The sequence below is a fragment of the Syntrophomonas sp. UBA5494 genome, assembly GCF_002426325.1.
In genome coordinates this window covers 1-17,732 of sequence record NZ_DIPG01000143.1, presented here as the reverse complement: position 1 = coordinate 17,732, position 17,732 = coordinate 1, and the positions used below count along the sequence as shown (strand labels likewise).

General features: G+C 52.6%; 13 protein-coding genes. 8 read left to right on the top strand and 5 right to left on the bottom strand.

Features of this window, described 5'->3' with window-relative positions; translation table 11 throughout:
- The 5 genes from B3W37_RS16140 to B3W37_RS16120 all read left to right on the top strand — a co-directional run.
- Positions 1-535: DUF7973 family transport facilitator (locus tag B3W37_RS16140; RefSeq protein ID WP_483176434.1), on the top strand; the 535-nt coding region annotated here is incomplete at its 5' end.
- Between the two features lie 455 nt (positions 536-990).
- Positions 991-2,319, top strand: coding sequence for an acetyl-CoA hydrolase/transferase family protein (locus B3W37_RS16135; protein WP_483176433.1), 1,329 nt, complete (start codon positions 991-993; stop codon positions 2,317-2,319).
- Positions 2,320-2,808: 489 nt separating this feature from the next.
- Positions 2,809-4,893 (top strand): molybdopterin-containing oxidoreductase family protein, encoded by a 2,085-nt coding sequence (locus B3W37_RS16130; protein WP_483169705.1) that lies wholly within the window; start codon positions 2,809-2,811, stop codon positions 4,891-4,893.
- 174 nt (positions 4,894-5,067) lie between these two features.
- Positions 5,068-5,472: an RrF2 family transcriptional regulator gene (locus B3W37_RS16125; protein WP_483169704.1), complete on the top strand. Its 405-nt coding sequence runs from the start codon at positions 5,068-5,070 to the stop codon at positions 5,470-5,472.
- Between the two features lie 124 nt (positions 5,473-5,596).
- Positions 5,597-6,094: a rubrerythrin family protein gene (locus B3W37_RS16120; protein ID WP_483169703.1), complete on the top strand. Its 498-nt coding sequence runs from the start codon at positions 5,597-5,599 to the stop codon at positions 6,092-6,094.
- Positions 6,095-6,309: 215 nt separating this feature from the next.
- Here B3W37_RS16120 and B3W37_RS16115 read toward each other — a convergent pair whose 3' ends face one another.
- The 5 genes from B3W37_RS16115 to B3W37_RS16095 form a co-directional block, all read right to left on the bottom strand.
- Positions 6,310-7,779, bottom strand: a complete 1,470-nt coding sequence (locus B3W37_RS16115; RefSeq protein WP_483176432.1) for a DUF6179 domain-containing protein — start codon at positions 7,777-7,779, stop codon at positions 6,310-6,312.
- Between the two features lie 22 nt (positions 7,780-7,801).
- A complete protein-coding gene (locus B3W37_RS16110; protein WP_483169701.1) occupies positions 7,802-8,242 on the bottom strand; it encodes a DUF6323 family protein in 441 nt (146 codons plus the stop codon).
- 11 nt (positions 8,243-8,253) lie between these two features.
- Positions 8,254-10,314: a DNA topoisomerase III gene (locus B3W37_RS16105; protein WP_483169714.1), complete on the bottom strand. Its 2,061-nt coding sequence runs from the start codon at positions 10,312-10,314 to the stop codon at positions 8,254-8,256.
- 17 nt (positions 10,315-10,331) lie between these two features.
- The gene (locus B3W37_RS16100; protein WP_483169700.1) at positions 10,332-10,496 is read right to left on the bottom strand and encodes a hypothetical protein; all 165 of its coding nucleotides are present in this window, start codon (positions 10,494-10,496) and stop codon (positions 10,332-10,334) included.
- A gap of 308 nt (positions 10,497-10,804) precedes the next feature.
- Positions 10,805-13,495, bottom strand: a complete 2,691-nt coding sequence (locus tag B3W37_RS16095) for a diguanylate cyclase domain-containing protein (protein ID WP_483176431.1) — start codon at positions 13,493-13,495, stop codon at positions 10,805-10,807.
- 304 nt (positions 13,496-13,799) lie between these two features.
- Between B3W37_RS16095 and B3W37_RS16090 the strand changes: the two genes are divergently transcribed.
- The 3 genes from B3W37_RS16090 (at position 13,800) to B3W37_RS16080 (ending at position 17,254) form a co-directional block, all read left to right on the top strand.
- Positions 13,800-15,266 (top strand): long-chain-fatty-acid--CoA ligase, encoded by a 1,467-nt coding sequence (locus B3W37_RS16090; RefSeq protein ID WP_483176430.1) that lies wholly within the window; start codon positions 13,800-13,802, stop codon positions 15,264-15,266.
- 182 nt (positions 15,267-15,448) lie between these two features.
- Complete coding sequence (locus tag B3W37_RS16085; protein WP_483171440.1) at positions 15,449-16,504, top strand: ADP-ribosylglycohydrolase family protein; 1,056 nt, start codon at positions 15,449-15,451, stop codon at positions 16,502-16,504.
- A 123-nt stretch (positions 16,505-16,627) separates the two neighbouring features.
- Positions 16,628-17,254, top strand: coding sequence for a hypothetical protein (locus tag B3W37_RS16080; RefSeq protein WP_481038166.1), 627 nt, complete (start codon positions 16,628-16,630; stop codon positions 17,252-17,254).
- The last annotated feature ends 478 nt before the right edge of the window (positions 17,255-17,732 follow it).

Sequence of the window (17,732 nt, the reverse complement as noted above, 5' to 3'; positions counted from 1 at the left end):
ATTCGGCGGCGACCAGCGCTGGCTGCCTTTCATGGAAAGCACGGCCGAGAAAATTGTTATCGGGGTGGCCGCAGGCGGCCTGTCAGCTTTTGTCACCAGCACCATGCTGGCCGACCCCGCTACGGCAAGCAGCGCGCCTTTTGTAGGCTTCCTGATCTCTGCCGCTTCTCTGGTGTTCCTGCAGTACGGCACGGCTGTTCCCGTCACCCATCACATCACACTCTGTGCAGCCTATGGCACCTTGTTCAGCGGCGGAAACATCCTGTGGGGCGTCACCATGGGTATCGTAGGAGCCTTGCTGGCTGATCTGGGAGCCAGGCTGTTCCTGATTCACGGCGATACTCACATAGACCCGCCGGCCTTCGGCATCTTCACCGGATCATTGGTAGCTTATGCTTTAGGAATAATGGGACTCTACGAGATGGGCAATGTTCCCCCGATCATTATCCTGGCTGCGGCGGTTGTCTGGGGTGTCTGGGATTGGAACAAGAGCCGGGCCGGCAGTGTTGTCAAAGCCAAAGAAATCCCGGCCTGATGTCGTGGGGACAGGGTTGTTGATAACATATTGCGGTTAGGCATGCTGTTGTTTTACAATGCTATTACATTTACACTGTGGTTGTTGATAACATATTGCGGTTAGGCATTGGTTCCTGAAGAGTGCTAACCTTCAAAATCAATGTTGTTGTGCCGGGGCAGCAGGTTTTTCAGAGCCTTTTTGCCATCAGGGGCTGCCCCGCTCTGTGGAGCGGGGCAGCCCGGCCCCAACACAGTATTATGCCACGGACCGGGTTATTGACGAATTTTTAGGACGGCATGGTCTAGGATCCCCGATCACGGCACTGCCAGGTTTAGAATTATGGTGTGATCAATGATATTAACCGGGCCGCCGCCTATACGCGCGGCATCAAATCGAAAGTAAAAAATACAAGACTGGCATCAAGGCAATGCGGCCCCTGCTGCCATGCAATCACTGTCATTATGGAGGGACTCATGAATATTTCCAGCCAGTATCACAGTAAGCTATGCTCGGCAGAGCAAGCTGTCAAAGCGGTTAAATCGGGGGATTGGGTAGATTACGGCCATTTTGCCATGGCCCCCACCTACCTGGATCTTTTCCTGGCCGGGAGAGCCCCGGAATTGCATGATGTCAAGGTCAGGTGCCTGAACTTCCCGGGTTTGGCCGCAGTGGCAGTGGTCGACCCGCACCGCGAGCACTTTATTTACAACAGCTGGCACTTCAGCGCCGGCGACCGCATCCTGCATGACCTGAAGCTGAGCAACTACATTCCTTTTCTTTACCACCAATGTCCGGCATTGTACGAGCGCTATCATGAGCCTGACGTATTTATGACCAAGGTGGCCCCTATCGACCGCAACGGCTATTTCAATTTCTCCGCCTCCAATTCGGTGCACTATGCCATAGCCAGGAAGGCCAAAAAGGTGATCGTCGAGGTCAATGACCAGGCCCCGGTATGTTTGGGTGGATGCAACGAAAGCATACACATTTCTGATGTGGATTATATTGTCGAAACCGACCACCAGCCCCTCATGCAGATACCGGTTCCGGGCAGCAGCGATACCGACCGTCAGATAGCGGAGACCATTGTTGAAATGATCGAGGACGGGTCATGTATTCAGCTGGGTATAGGGGCTATGCCCAATGCGGTCGGGATGATGATCGCCCAATCAGATCTCAAAGATCTGGGGGGGCACACCGAAATGCTGGTCGACGCCTATATGGAAATGTATCTGTCGGGGCGAATGAACGGAAAAAGAAAGAGCATCGATAAGGAGAAGATGACATATACTTTTGCCCTGGGAACCAAGAAGCTCTACGATTTTATGCATTTAAACCCGGCATTGGCCAGCTGTTCAGTGGACTACACCAACTCGCTCAACATGATCGCCCAGAATGACAAAGTCGTTTCCATCAACAATGCCATTGAAATTGACTTATATGGCCAGGTATGCTCGGAGTCGGCCGGCACCCGGCATATCAGCGGAACCGGCGGGCAGCTCGATTTCATCAACGCATCTTTCTATTCCCGGGGAGGTAAAGGCATAATTTGCCTGACCTCCCTTAAGGACAAAACCAAATCCCGTATTGTGCCTACGCTGGCGCCCGGATCCATCGTGACCGTGCCGCGCACCATGGTTAACTATGTGGTAACGGAATACGGCGCGGTAAATCTGGCTGGCAAAAGCACCTGGGAAAGGGCCGAATCTCTTATCAGCATCGCCCACCCCTCGGTTCGCGATGAGCTGATAAGACAGGCCGGGGCGATGAACATCTGGGTAAAAACCAGCAAAATCAGCTGAAATAGGGAGAGACAGAAGAACGCCGGACGGGGCGAATGGGGACGGTAACCAAAAAAGACCGTCCCCATTTGCCGCCCCGGTCAAAAGCCCGGTGTTCATCGAGCCGGCTATCGACATCGTTGAATAATGAAAAAGAAACCGATTGGAGGCGATTGCTGCGTTCACGCGAGGTGCGGAGGCCGCCGCCCCGGTACTCACAGGTGGAAACCCGGCAGCGAATGGCCTGCTGGCTGCTTTATCCACGCATAGCGCCTCCCTTACTTTTACAATAGCTTGTGCCTGCGGTATCCTTCGGGCCGATTAGAGTTTTCTAGATTGGTTGCCAGCGTTTGAGGCCTTTACAGTATTCCATGTGCTTTCCCTCTTTTCCAGCAGGAATTATCAACCCGACCGGATAAATATAATAGAGATAGAGAGAATGAAGCGACAATAGGCTTTAGGGAGAGAGTAAAACTGCCGGTATCAACTATCCGTAAGGAGAAGGATATTATGGCAGAGGAAATAACCTGGATAAAAACCCACTGCGGCCGTATGGATCATGGCGGCTGCGCCCTGCTGGTCGGGGTCAAAGACAACCGCATTGTCAGGATAAAGGGCGATCTGGAAGGCTATTTAAACAACGGCTATACCTGCTATAAAGGCCGGGTTTCAGCAGACCGTCTGCATCATCCCGACCGGCTTCTCAGCCCGCTTAAACGGGCTGGCAAACGGGGTGAGGGCAAATGGCGGGAGATTTCCTGGGATGAGGCCCTGGAGGAGACCGCTCAAAGGCTGCTTGAGATCAAAGCACAATACGGGGCCCGTGCGGTGGGCTTCGGAGTAGGCATGCCCAAAGGTCTGGAGCATTTTGTGTTGATTCGCCTGGCCAATCTATTCGGTTCACCCAATGTGATCGCTTCTCAGGATGTATGCCATGCCCCGCGTGAGGTCAGCGGGCTTCACACTTGCGGGTTTTACCCGGTGGCTGATCTGCACAATCCTACCAATCTCATCGTGGCTTGGGGAAGCAATTTATTGGATACCAACGAAGAAGGCCAGATTGCCACTTTGGCCTTACAGCAAATAAAAAATGGCGCCAAACTAATGGTGATCGATCCGCGCCGCACCGGTCTGGCTGAAAGGGCGGATTTGTGGCTGCAGGTTAAACCGGGTACAGATGCCGCTTTAGCCCTGGGCTTCATCCATGTCATTATCAGTGATCTGCTCTATGACCGGGATTTTGTTGACGGCTTTACCTATGGCTTTGAGGATTTGTCTGAGCAGGTGCAGAACTACACCCCTGAAGCAGTGGCGGCTATCACCGGAGTGGCAGCGGATTTGATCCGTCAGGGAGCCCGTTTGTATGCCCGCAGCAAGCCGGCCGCACTGCAATGGGGCAATGCCATCGAACACGACATTAATGTATTTGATTCTGCCCGGGCCTTGATTTGCCTGATGGCCATCACCGGCAACCTGGAGGTCCCGGGGGGCAATATCAACCCGCATGATCCCAAGATCATGGGCCTGGGAGCTTTTGTCCGGGCCGACCTGATCCCTGATAAAGCTAAGACCATGATCGGTGCTTACCACGGCACCATTCCCCGTATGATGACGGTTCCTCCAGCTTATTTCCGCCAGGCGGTCTTGACCGGGAGCCCTTACCCGGTCAAAGGCTATTATGGTATGTGCACCAATCCTTTGGTGACCTGGGCTGACAGCCGTACTACCTTTGCGGCCTTAAACCGCCTCGACTTTATAGCCATAGCGGAAATGTTCATGACTCCAACCGCTGCTATGGCCGACATAGTTTTGCCGGTAGCCCACCAATATGAAATGAATGATATCGGCCATTATGGCATTGGCCACGGCATCATATTTGCCCGCCCCCAGGTGGTGGAGCCGCCGCCGGAGTGCTGGGCGGATATAAAAATCCTCAATGAATTGGGCAAACGCGTCTCCCCGCCTGAATACTGGCATGACAATCCCGAAGAGTTTCTGGAAGATATCCTGAGGCCGGCGGGCTTGAGCTTCGCGGATTTTGCCGCCCGGGGTTATCTGAAAGGCCCGGATCGGTTTAACCTGCATTTGGCCAAGGGATTTCGCACCCCGACTGGAAAAGTCGAGTTGAAACTGAGCCAGGCCGAAAAGTTAAAACTTAAGGCCCTGCCGGAGTATGCCGGACTTCCCGAGGAGGAATGGGGCGCTTATCCTTTGCTCTTAATCAGCGCCAAAAATCCTTATTACCTGCATTCCTCCTATCGCTGGGTGCAAAAACTGCGTCAGAAAAGCCCCATGCCGGAGGTGCAGATACATCCCGATACAGCAAAAGCCCAGGGGATAAGCTCTGGAGACGAAGTGATCATATCCACTCCTTATGGTCAGATCGTGCAGGCGGCCCAGGTTACCGACCGGGTTATGCCCGGCGTGCTGTGTGCCGACATAGGCTGGTGGTTCCCGGAAGGAAGCCCCGATACCCAATATGACTGGCAGAAATCCAATTTCAATATACTTACTTCAATAGGCAAGCTGGGCAAAGAATTCGGCACTCCCAATCTGAAAAACCTGCCCTGCAGGGTAGACTTGAAGCCGTCCTGAGAAGGATCATCGGAGGTGACAAAAAAGGATCGTCCCCAATGGTCATCCCCGGTTGTCGTCCGGCTATCCTCGTTTAAATTTTTCAATTAGAAACCAAAATACTATTGACAGTGCAGTTGTCGATGAGTATGCTTAAAATATACTCAAAGGGTAAACAATTAAGGAATTAAATGAATGCAGATCAATCAGGCTACGGATTACAGTTTCAGAGTTGTTCTATATTTATCGACCCTGCCCCGTGGGGAAGTGGTTGAAGCTCAGACCATCGCACAGACGCAATGCATACCCATGCGTTACTTGTTTAAGATAATGCCCTCCCTGACCAGGGCCGGCATTATTACTTCACAACGAGGTGTGGGAGGGGGTTATGTCCTGGCTAAAGATCCCGCTGAGATCAGCCTGCTGGATGTGATCGAAGCCATTGAAGGCCCGATAAGGCTCAACCGCTGCTTTATAGATGAGCACTACTGCTCCAAAAATGGGCCTCCAGACTGTCCGGTGCATCAAGCCCTGGCAGGTATCCAACAGCGGCTTAACGCCGATTTTAGCAAGGTAGTATTTAGCGATTTGCTGGAATAGTATTTTTTGCCTCAAAACTATACCCTGAAAGTATACAATCCATCCCGGGATGAAAACAACAGGAATATGTTTTTATCGGTTGTCGAACATTATGTATGTATAAATTTAAAAGGAGGTACGGTAAATGTCTACATACCAGAATCTGAAGACGGCTTTTGCAGGTGAATCTCAGGCCAATCGCAAATATCTGGCTTTCGCCAGAAAAGCTGAACAAGAAAAACTCTCCATGGTGAGCCGCCTCTATAAAGCCATTGCTGCGGCTGAGACCATTCATGCCTTAAAGCATCTGGAGATCATGAATGGCATAGGCAGCACCGAGGACAATCTGAAAGAGGCCGCTCAGGGCGAACATTATGAATTTACCGAAATGTATCCGGGTTTCATCATTGAAGCCGAACAGGAAGGCAACAAGCCGGCCCGCTTCGCCTTCCACTTTGCCAACGAGGCTGAAAAGGCGCATCATGATCTCTACCTCAAAGCCTTGCAAGCAGTGAAACAAAACCAGGATTTTCCGGCTGAGTCTTTTTCGCTCTGCCCGGTCTGCGGTTATGTTCATGAAAATGAGGCCCCGGACAAATGCCCGATCTGCGGAGTGCCGGGAAGCCGTTTTGAAGCCTATTAAAAACCCCTCTATCATCCGCAAGAACCCCCACCCTGATGTTGAACCATGGCCCACTCCGAGGCCATGGTTTTTTTTGTCCGGGAGTAGCCGCCAAGCAAGGCGCCCGGCGGGAATACGGCCAAGCGGGAAAGACTGGAGAGTGGCGGGTAGAGTGGCGGGGACGGTTCTTTTGACTCAGCCGGACTGAGTTCCCCCCGACTTCTCCCACTGTTCCGCTAGATTTCTGTCTCCAGGCTGGAGTGAATGAGGTGTTCGATCAGTTTGATGCGGTGGGCGGGCAGGTTTTGCAGGAAAAACGACAGCTCCGCCTGCCAGGGATAGTCGAATGCCTGGCCTGCTTCAGGCCGCAGGCAAAAACCCTCCCCATCGCTGCGAATCTCTTCAACAAAAAGTATTCGGGCCAGAAGAGCCAGCTCCATTTCCCCCAGCCGGGCGTATAAAGCCTGGTATTCCCCCTCAAACAGACAGTCGGCCTCTAATATGTCAATGAAGTCGGCCAGGGATTGGCTGCGGCCGGTAATCAGGGCGGCTTTTTGCGCCCCATCCCGGCAGGCCATGATATCTCCGATCAATTCTCTAAAGCTGTCATCATCCATTTTGATCCCGGCGTTAAAAACAATCCTGGGCGCATCAGGTGCAGCAGCCTTGCTGCTGACTATAACCACGTTTTCCAGGTTCCCGAACTCCAGGGCCCGGTTCAGTCTGGGCATTATCAGGGTCAACAAATGCTCCAAGAGCTGTTTTAAGCCGGGAACAGGGACTGGAGCGGCCCAGGGTTCATCGGGGGTCAGGTTGTAATCATCCTGTGATGCGCCGGGCCAAACCAGCAGCAGTTCAGCCTGGGCTCCAAGCATTTCCAGGCGCCCTGATTCATCCGCTGCGGACAAGACCTGATACAGCGACTCCAGTTGGGCTTTGCTGATGCTCAGTTGCTGGGCCGGGTTGCCGGCCAGGAGCGAAAACATGGCATTGGTGGCCACGATCTCAAATATATTGATCAAGGCCTCATTGATATTTATGCGGTAGGTGCGGCCATAGGCGGTTAAGAGGTTTTTCACCTCTTTGGTGCTGTAGCGCCGGCAGAAACTGTTTTCCACCGTCAAGGTCTGCAGATACTTCCTGATATAAAAGACGCCGCTGACCTTCATGTCATCCAGCAACAGAGGGTAGTCGATGCTGGCCATGGTTTCGTGAGCCGCGAAGCGGACGTCATAGTGATTGAAGAAATCGGGCAGGGCCTCCTCCAGGGTCGACTGGTAAGCAAGGTTGGCCACCTTTAACCTCTGTTGCAGAAGGTTTTCGTATATCCGCCTGGTATCCAGCAAACAAGACTCCAGGATAGCCAGGCCCTGGCTGTGTATAGAGGCTAATCCTCGGGCCTGCAGCTGTTCCAGGGCTTCATCGGGATGACCCGGGCTGCGCAGGCAGGCGTCCATGGCATAAAACAGAGACAGCATGATGCCTTGTGCGGTTTCGTTTTTTACCGATGTGCTTTCGCCGCGGGTGTATAGCCGTATGGCAGCGGCCAGCAAATCCATCACCTGGGACTGGATGGAGTCCATTCCGGCCTTGTCGATCAGCCCCAGACGGTGGGCGTTCTGCAGCAAGGACAGGGTGAAGTGATGAGAATCCAGGCGGCGTTTATCCAAATAACGGTGTTTTTCCAGGTCGGATGGTCGATTCAAACCGGGGCTCCTTTCTGCGAATTTACTGCCGGTCGCGCAGCTCGCGGGCGTAGCGATCCAGGTCGCGGTCGCGCAGGAGTTCCAGCGATCCCCGGCTCTGGCTGTCGAACAATTCCCGCATCACCGTGATTAATTCGTCATCACCCAGGCGTTCCCGGGTCTCATTTTTCATATAGTAGAAGATCTCCACCAGTTCCCCCAACGTGCCGGCATATTCGTGAGGATGAATATAGGGCGAGGAGCAGAAGGCGGCAATCATCTTTTTGATGACCTCAATTCCCAGCTCCAACCGGCCCTGGCTCTTCAAGGCCCGGCGCCGGGTCTGCAGCAGTTCCATAGCCTGCAGGGGGGTCAACTCCAAGCCGTACTGCCGGGATTGCTGATTGCTTTGGAGGATTTCATTGCGGTAAAGGCGTTCAACCGCGTAATTACCCGGTTTATAAATATCCAGCCAGGATTTCATGGCAGTTCTCCCTATTTCTCCTCTTGCTTTTTAGCCAGAGCGGCCTTGAAGAGGTCTCCCAGATTGGTTCCCAACTCTTCCTGGTCACTGTAGCGGGCGATCAGCTTTTGATTGGCCCGGCTTTCCCCTTTGTAGCCATAGGGATTTTCCTTTTCAGGCTGGCGGTGGCCGCAGTCGCGGTCAGGACAGGACAGCATGCGGCCGCGCTTGCCGTTTACGATTAGCATAAACTTTCCGCATTGGGGGCATTTGCTTTTGGATATATTGTCGGCTTTGTAAACCGTCTGGGAATTCTTTACCGCTTCTACCAGTTCAGAGGTGTCGCGGCGAATGTCCGCGATAAACCCCGACCTTTTGGCTCGGCCTTTGGCGATATCGGCCAGGCGCTGCTCCCACTGGGCGGTGAGCTCTGGGGAGCGTAAGGCCGGGGGAGCCAGACCGATCAGCTGAATGCCTTTGGAGGTGGGAAGCAGCTCCTTGCCATGGCGCTCAATATAACTGGTGTGAATCAGCTTTTCGATAATCTCGGCCCGGGTGGCCGGGGTTCCCAATCCGCTGCCTTTGATCGACTCCCGCAGTTCTTCATCCTCCACCCATTTGCCGCAGTGCTCCATGGCGGTCAGAAGCGTGGCCTCGGTATACCGCCCCGGGGGTTTGGTGCGCTGTTTATTGATTTTGCAGCTCTGTACGGTGACCGCTTCACCCCGCCGGTGCGCAGACAGGGCTTGTTCGGGCAGACGTTCCTCGTCTTTGTCCTCCTTATCAGCCAAAACGGCCTGCACCGCTTTCCAACCCCGCTCTACTTCGGTGCGGCCCCGCGAATAAAAATTCTCTCCGTTGACTATCGTTGTCATGGTGGTCTGCTGATAGCGGTGGGGAGGGTATAAAACTGCCAGGAAGCGCCGCGCGATTAGATCATAGAGGCGCTTTTCCTCCTCGTCCAAACTGCCCAGGTTGAGCGTTTGTTCGGTGGGGATAATGGCATGGTGATCGCTGACCTTGGCGTTGTCCACCAGCCGCTTGCCCGGGGAGAGAGTTTTCTCCAAAAGGGGCTTTACCAGGGCTGCGTACGGGCCCCGATTCATACCTGCCAGGCGCGCTGGCAGGGTCGGTACAATATCACTGCTGATATAACGCGAATCGGTGCGGGGATAAGTAACCAGTTTGTGCTTTTCATACAGATCCTGAAGTATAGCCAGGGTTTTCTGGGCTGACCAGCCGAAGCGGCGGTTGGCGTCGCGCTGCAGTTCGGTCAGGTCATAGGCCAGCGGAGGCGGTTCTTGCTTGGCTTCGGTTTTGACTTCTTTTATAGTGCCGGTTTGGCCTGTGACCCGGTCGGCTATAGCCTGAGCCCTGGCCAGTTCATAAAGCCGGCCTCCCGAGGAATCGCGCCAATCGCCAAAGTATCCTGCAAAATCGGCCCTTATGGTCCAGTAGTCAACCGGTTTGAAGTTCTTGATCTCCCGTTCCCGCTCCACGATCATGGCCAGGGTAGGGGTCTGCACCCGTCCGGCATTCAGCTGCGCGTTAAACTTGCAGGTCAGGGTGCGGGTGACATTGAGCCCGATCAGCCAATCCGCCTCAGCGCGGCATACCGCCGCGTCATAAAGGTTATTGAAAGCCTTGCCGGGCTGCAAATGGGAAAAACCTTCCATAATTGCGGTGTCGGTCTGTGAGGATATCCACAATCTATAAAAAGGCTTTTTCCACTGGGCCATTTCCATGATCCAGCGGGCTACCAGTTCGCCTTCGCGCCCGGCATCAGTGGCGATGACCAGGTCTTTGATATCATTGCGCTTCATCAGGCCTTTAACTACCTGATACTGATGGGAGGTCTGCCTGATGACCTTAAGCTTCATCTTACCGGGCAGCATGGGTAGATCCTCCATACGCCATTGCTTGAGCCTCTGGTCATAATCGTCGGGCTCGGCCAGGGTGACCAGGTGTCCCAGAGCCCAGGTCACCACATACCGGTTCCCTTCCAGGTACCCTTTGCCTTTTTGCTGACATTTCAGAACCCGGGCTATTTCTCGCGCTACACTGGGTTTTTCCGCTAAGACCAGCGATTTCATCACACTCAACCTTTCATTTACTTGGGGGGCAGCCCGCCTTTTTTCTGCTTCTTGTTTCCGGGATGGGAAGCGCCAAAGCGGTTTTCCCCGCCGCGCCGCATTTTGCCCTGTGAGGCGCTTTTCTTCTTCTTTTCTTCAATAATCTGACGCATCATCTCAAGTGTCTTATCATCCTGATTCATGGTGAACCTCCTTGATCATAGTAAAAATTTATTATAACATAGTGTTGGCAAGAATATTTAATCAGGGATCAGCAATAGCCGGCCCATAATATTCCGGGATGGAGGCCAGCCCCAAACCGCACTTTCAATAATTGGATTTATACCTTGACAAATAAATCATAGTATGATATATTTAATATTTGCAAAACAAGATGTAGTGAAAGCATTATATAACCATATCAATTCTTTGTCAACCAGTTTATAAACCGCAAACTAACAGGCCGGTTGCTGATTGTTATCAGCAACCGGCCTGTTTAAGTGTCGATAGATCAAGCCAGGCCGCCCATCTGCTCCACGAAGATGGCGGTAATGCCGGGGTCAAACTGGGTTCCGGCTGCGCCCGCAATGGCCTTTAGGGCTTGCTGAGGCGGCAGTCCGGGCTGGATGGAGCAGCCGGTAATCAAATTGTCATAGACATCCACAATGGTGATGATACGGGACGGCAGGGGAATGGCTGCGCCTTTCAGCCCCTGCGGGTAGCCCTCGCCATTCCACCATTCATGGTGGCTGAGGATGCAGTCGGCGATAGGGGCCAGTTCAGGAACGGATTGGGCAATGCGATAACCTATCTCGGTATGCCGCTTAAGCTCCTGGGCTTCTTCAGGACACAGCTTGGCGGACTTTTTAAGAATATGGTCACTGATCGCGATTTTCCCGATGTCGTGGAGCATGGCCAAGAGTTCCAGCTCGTTGATCTCATTGTCGGATAAGCCCATGGCCATGCCGATACGAGTGCCTAACAAGGCCAAATGGTGGGTGTGTTCTTCGGATTCCACACCGCGCTCATAAAGGGTCTGCTTGATGGAACCCACGATGGAACTGCGTATGCTTTTGCTTTCCAGAAGCTTTCTTTTGTACATGAAATCCTCGGCCAGCCGCAGTACCTGCATGATATCCTCCTCGGGATCCTTTTTGGTGGCATAGCCCAGGGAGATGCTGACCCGGGTGAGCCCGTAGCTCGACTCCCGGCAGGCTTTGGTGATGCGCTCGCAAATCTGGTGGGCCTCCTCACTGGAGGTCTGCGGTAAGAGGATAATGAATTCGTCTCCGCCCCAGCGCGCGATAATATCTTCAGACCGGCATGACTCCCTCAAAAGCTGGGCGATGGCGCGCAGCAGATTGTCGCCGGCCTGATGACCGAACACGTCATTAGTGATCTTTAAACCGTTGACATCACCCATGATCATTGACAGGGGCAGCTGCCGGTCCGTGTTGAGGCGGGCCAGTTCCCTCTCAAAAAAGGCCCGGTTGTATAACCCGGTCAAACGGTCATGATAGCTCAGATAAAAGATTTCAGCGGCTTCTTTCTTCTGCTGGGTGACATCTCTGAATACCAGCACTACCCCCAGCACATCATCGCTGATATCTTTGATCGGCGATGCGCTGTAATCAACCGGGCGTTCCCGCCCGTTGCGATCCAACAGCACGGCATGATTGACGGGTGTAACCTGGCGTGTTGACGATTGCATGGCCAAATCTACCGGATCAGGCTGGGGCAAATGGCTCTGTTCGTCAAAAATGCGGAATACTTTGCTCAAAGGCCTGCCTAGTGCTTCTTCGCGCCACCATCCGGTTAGGTTTTCGGCCACTTCGTTCATCATTAATACGGTGCCGTCTTGATGGGTGGATATGACTCCGTCGCCGATGGAATGAAGGGTGACCCTGAGCCGCTCCTTCTCAGTCTGAAGGTCGCGGGTGGCCTGTTTATAATCACTGATGTCGATAGCCATCTCAAAGCGCACATCGCGCCCATCAGGCCAGGTGATCATGCGGTCCACCACCCGGTAATAACGATTTAAAACCGGGTTGCGAAATTCCCATACATATGGTTCATAGGCCATGGCCTTAAGGGTGGGGTTGGTGCAAAATTCGCAGGGCTGGTCGCGGTTCATCAAGACTCGATAACAGATCTTGCCCACCAGGCTTTGATTGTAAACCCTCTGCAAGGCCAGGTTGCCATAGATGATGGAGTAGTTTTCCATGTCAGCCACGTAAATAGGCTCTTGAATACCGTCAAACAGGGACAGCAGTTGGGCGCGCTCCAGATGCAAAGCCGCTTCGGTTTGCTTGTGTTTCATATAATCTGAAAAGATATTGCATACTGAGCTCAGGATGCGAACGTCTTCAGGATGCCAATCGCGGTAGGAGTGGCAATGGTCAAAGCCTGCAAAGCCATAATAGGCGGAGTCGATAAACAGCGGCATGGCCAGAAGGGACTTGACCTCCTGGGGCCTTAAAAGGGCTTTTGCCGCCTCTTCGGGGATATCCTCAACATCGCTGAACTGGATATTTTTCCTCTCCAAGAGGGTTTGATGCCACCAGGGGATATCCTGAGTTTTGATTCCCTGCAGATGCTCTTTCTGTGGAGAAATACCGGGAGCCACCCATTCATAAGTATTGTCGATAGTATTGCTTTCGGCATGATATTCAAAAACATATACCCGGCTTAAGCCGAGCTTTTCACCGATCATCTCCAGGCAGCGCAGATAGAACTGATCCATGCCCATATCCTGCATAGCCAGCATGGCAGTATTAAAAAGCAGTTCTTCGTTAGAGAGCCGCCGTTTCAGATAGCGTTCCATTTTGCGGTCATGGCTAAGTTGCGAGGCATGGAGTATATGTATCACAAAATGCTCCGCCTGCGGTGAATAGATGTGCAAGCGGTAGACGCGCCGCTGCGATTTGAAATAAGTCCTCAGGCGCAAGGGCCTGGAGGGGCTTACCCGCTGTAAGACATTGGCCAGATAGGCTTGCTCGCGCTGTATCCCCGTAAAGACCTGTGAAAAAGGCTTGCCCTTCACATCTTTGCCTTCCAGGCCAAACAATTCCAAAAAAGCCTGGTTGGCTTCCAATATTACGAAGTCCACGATAGAACCATCCGGGCCGGCGATAGAACGGCAATAAACATATCCGGACAGTGTATTCTGCACCACCGTCCGATAAAAATCCTGCCCAGTCATTACAAGTCACTCCTGCTGAATCCTTTAGGATTTCTAATCTCTCTACTAAATAGTATCGGGTTTCTGGGCCTTCCCCTCAAGTACAATCTTTTCAAATTATGTGCCAGGCGGGATGTAGCTTCTAAATTGCGGTGCACCGATAAGTTTACTCCCGTTATGGAGATATGGGAGTCCGGCAGGAATCGGAAGAGGCGCAGCGAATAACATAAGGTGTTATGGAGGAACGCGTTTCGATTCTGTACTTATAAATAAAAGCATTGGTAGAATACCTCTACTGACGAATTTATTGAAATGGAGTGAAAAAATGTTAGTTCATGAACTGAAGGATCAGGGGCACAGGGATGATATTGCTCTTGTTTTTCGGGAGCAGCATATAACTTATGGGGACGTGCAGGACAGGGTTGCGATGTTCAGGGATTATTTTTACCAGCAGGGGATTCGCCCTAAGCAAAATGTGGGGCTGTTCTGCCGCAACTCACCGGATTTTGTTTACTGCTATTTTGCCCTCACCAGTCTGGGGGCGGTGGTGGTGCCTATCAATATCAATCTGGCTGCGCCGGAAATCGCTTATATCGTTAAAGATGCCGGCATCATCCGTATGGTAACCAGCCAGCCCCTGGAACTGGGGGATGAGGTTACACAGCTTTTGATCGCCGAGTTCGGCCCCGGGCTGGCCAAGGCTGACTTGCCCGCAGCCCCTGATATCGATGATATTGCCGAGGAAAGTGAATGCGTTATCATATACACCTCGGGCACCACCGGGTTTCCCAAAGGAGCGGTTTTGACCCATCGCAATCTTATAAGCAATGCCGAAGCTACCAACCAGATCCTATTGGTTTCCAAAGAGGACAATATGCTTTCGGTTCTCCCCATGTTTCATGCTTTTGCCTGGACGGTCACCATACTGGCGCCGCTGCTGGCCGGAGCCAAAATCACCATTGTGGAGGTGTTCTTTCCCAAAGACGTCATTGCCACCATTAAGCGTCAGTCAGTTTCGGTAGTTTGCGGGGTCCCCTCCATGCACAACTTCTATTTAGCCCTGGGGACTACTGAGGATTTTTCCAGCGTGCGGGTGTTTGTTTCCGGGGGAGCCCCGCTGCCCGTGGAGGTTTTGAATCAGTTCCAGCAGAAATTAGGAGTTGCGCTGGTGGAAGGCTATGGCCTGTCAGAAGCCTCGCCGGTTTGTGCGCTAAACCCGTTAAACCGCAGCAAGGCGGGCTCAATTGGCCCGGCCATCCCCGGAGTCGAACTGCTGATTGTGGATGAGAAGCATAATGTGCTGCCTGCTGGCGAGGTGGGGGAGTTGATTGTGCAGGGTCCCAATGTGATGAAAGGTTATTATAATATGCCCCGGGCGACTGCCCGGGCGGTTGTGGACGGATGGCTGCATACCGGGGATATGGCCTATATCGATGAAGAAGGTTATGTGTTTATAGTGGATCGCTTGAAGGATGTGGTTATCGTGGGAGGACTCAACGTATATCCCCGCGAAGTGGAAGAAGTCCTCTACCAGTACCCAGGGATCAGCGAAGCCTCAGTCATCGGGATCCCCGATAAAATGCGCGGCGAAGCAATCTGCGCCTTTGTGGCCATGAAAGACGGGCAGACTTTTGACCGGCGGGCTATTTTGTCTTCCCTCAACCCTCGCCTGGCCAACTACAAACTGCCCCGGGAGGTCATAGCCCTGGAGTCCATACCCAAAAACTCCACTGGCAAAATCAGCAAGAATGATCTGCGTACACTTTACGCCGAACGCTACCAGAAAGCGTAGTTCATGGACTGTTGACACAACTGGGGCGGTCCTTTTTGTCACTTTGGTGACCAAAAAGGACCGCCCCCGCTTATCAAGCTGTTAGCCAGAGGCCGGTTCGCAATTGCTGGCAAATTTTGATAAAATGGGGACAGTTTAAATATAGAATGAAGAGATGATAGAGGCTGATGGGAGGGGAATATATGAGAAAAGATCAGGATCATTATGCAGGCTGTTTGTTGGGCGGCGCCCTGGGAGATACTCTGGGGGCCCCGGTGGAGTTTATCAATCATCAACAAATTCTTCACCGCTATGGTTTAAGCGGGATTCAAAGGCCGCAAGAAGGAGAAGCGGGCTTATTCGAAATCACCGATGACACTCAGATGACCTTGTTCACCGCAGAAGGTTTGCTGCGGGCGCGGGCGGCCCAGGCTTCTTCTCCAGAGGTCAATATAGCAGCCGTTGTTCATCATGCCTATCTGCGCTGGCTGCATACCCAGGGAGAAGATAACCCGCATTTCAGCGACTATGGTTACCATAGTGACGACGGCTTCCTCATCCAGCAATTTGAACTCTTTAAACAGCGCTCCCCGGGCTTGACCTGTACCTCAGCCTTGATGCGGTCGGAGATAGGCACTCTGCAAAAAGCGCTCAACGACAGCAAAGGCTGCGGAGCCGTGATGCGGGCTGCACCGGTGGGCATGATAGATCTGGGGGTTGATCCTTTTGCTCTATCCTGCCAGATCGCGGCTCTGACCCACGGGCATATCGACGGGATTCTTTCCGCCGGGGTCTTGGCCCAGATCATACACGATCTAATGGCCGGATTAGAGCTGGAAGAAGCAATACGGCACTCCCTGGACGTCCTGCGCCGGCATGACCGGCATGAAAGGCTGTCAGCCCGCATAGAACAGGCGGTCAAACTGGCCCGCAGCGAGCAGCCGGCGGTGACCTGCTACAAGCAGCTGGGCCAGGGCTGGGTGGGCGATGAAGCTCTGGCCATAGCGATTTACTGCGCCCTCAAATCGCCGCATGACTTTAAACAGGGAGTGATTATGGCGGTTAATCATGATGGCGACAGCGACAGCACCGGGGCCATCTGCGGAAATATCCTGGGGGCTTGTCTGGGCCGGACCGCCTTGCCCCAGGATTGGCTGGCTCAATTGGAATTGTGTCAGGTAATCGCTGCGATAGGGCAGGATCTCCTGACCGCCTACCGTGATGATGAAGACTGGCGGGTCAAGTATCCCGGCTGGTAAAGACTCCCCCAAGCAGCGGAGGCGACAGTAGTCTGAAGCTAGGCTTGGCGGCGGCAGCGTTTATCATCCGCCGCAGGGTTTTCTGGTATAATAAAACATATAGACTGGTAAGGTGGGAGTAAAATGGGGGGAACCTTTAAACAGATATCAGGCGGTACCATGTGCCGTCTGGAAATTAACTTTTTTGACCGCGATCGGGCCTGGGTAGGCATCACCGCCTATCTTTTCGATATCCGGGAACTCGATGTGATTCGCTTCTTCAGCATGTTCCTGTCCAAAATATTGTTTACGCTTGGAAACTGCAGCACCTCCAGCGCCCTCTTGCTCAATATCTATGATTATTTCTGCGCCATGGCCAACTACCCGCTGGATGACGGTTCCGTAGCCCGCATCAATGTACTGGATAAAAACCAGCGCCTGGTCGATTCCGACGAACCTCCGCTGCGCATCTATCGGTCGCAGTTCTATGGCACCAATGAACTTGACCGTGATATCGACATCAGTATGCCTTTAGGCGAAGAGAACTATTACGCCCCGGCGGCAGTGATGCTTTTTTTGCAGTACCTGATCCTGAACCTGTCAGACAAAGGCGTGCAGACGATGGTCTCATACATGAAGCATGTGCTGGACTATTATCTTCATATCGGGGATTACGGCAAACTGCGCGCCGGCTATGAGTCCGACCAGTATGCTTTAAATATGCTGCTCACCGTTGACGGGGGGCGCGACCACGGCCAGGGTATGATGTGATCGAGGCCCGGACGGGTTCGATGTCGGGACAAATGATTATTAGAAAATTTGCCGGGTTATTGCCCGGCTTTATGTTATTTGTTCGATATGCATTGCCCATAATAAACGATTTCGGTATACTGAGGGCAATCCTAAGATAAAAGGTGATAACCATGCCTACCAAACAAATTCAAAACATCATCATACAGGCTATTGCCAGCGAGTTGGAAGCTTATGATTATTACACTTCCCTGTCCCGGCAGCTNNCGACCACGGCCAGGGTATGATGTAATCGGGACCTTCAGAGCAAAGTGAGTCAAAAGAACCCCCCCTGATTAAGGATTAGCCGGGTTGAAATCCGATTCAGTATCATTAGTTAGATATTCGTTGCCGATAAAATATGATTTGGATATACTGAGGGCAATCTTTAAATAAAAGGTGATGATTATGCCTAACAAACAAATCCAAAACATTATTATTCAGGCTATTGCCAGTGAAG

Excerpts from the sequence above, each read along its gene's own strand:
- B3W37_RS16100 (WP_483169700.1), bottom strand. The coding sequence starts at position 10,496 with ATGAATCAGGATGATAAGACACTTGAGATGATGCGTCAGATTATTGAA.
- B3W37_RS16110 (WP_483169701.1), bottom strand. The coding sequence starts at position 8,242 with ATGAAATCCTGGCTGGATATTTATAAACCGGGTAATTACGCGGTTGAA.
- B3W37_RS16125 (WP_483169704.1), top strand. The coding sequence starts at position 5,068 with ATGCAGATCAATCAGGCTACGGATTACAGTTTCAGAGTTGTTCTATAT.
- B3W37_RS16135 (WP_483176433.1), top strand. The coding sequence starts at position 991 with ATGAATATTTCCAGCCAGTATCACAGTAAGCTATGCTCGGCAGAGCAA.
- B3W37_RS16090 (WP_483176430.1), top strand. The coding sequence starts at position 13,800 with ATGTTAGTTCATGAACTGAAGGATCAGGGGCACAGGGATGATATTGCT.
- B3W37_RS16080 (WP_481038166.1), top strand. The coding sequence starts at position 16,628 with ATGGGGGGAACCTTTAAACAGATATCAGGCGGTACCATGTGCCGTCTG.
- B3W37_RS16120 (WP_483169703.1), top strand. The coding sequence starts at position 5,597 with ATGTCTACATACCAGAATCTGAAGACGGCTTTTGCAGGTGAATCTCAG.
- B3W37_RS16095 (WP_483176431.1), bottom strand. The coding sequence starts at position 13,495 with ATGACTGGGCAGGATTTTTATCGGACGGTGGTGCAGAATACACTGTCC.
- B3W37_RS16085 (WP_483171440.1), top strand. The coding sequence starts at position 15,449 with ATGAGAAAAGATCAGGATCATTATGCAGGCTGTTTGTTGGGCGGCGCC.
- B3W37_RS16130 (WP_483169705.1), top strand. The coding sequence starts at position 2,809 with ATGGCAGAGGAAATAACCTGGATAAAAACCCACTGCGGCCGTATGGAT.
- B3W37_RS16105 (WP_483169714.1), bottom strand. The coding sequence starts at position 10,314 with ATGAAATCGCTGGTCTTAGCGGAAAAACCCAGTGTAGCGCGAGAAATA.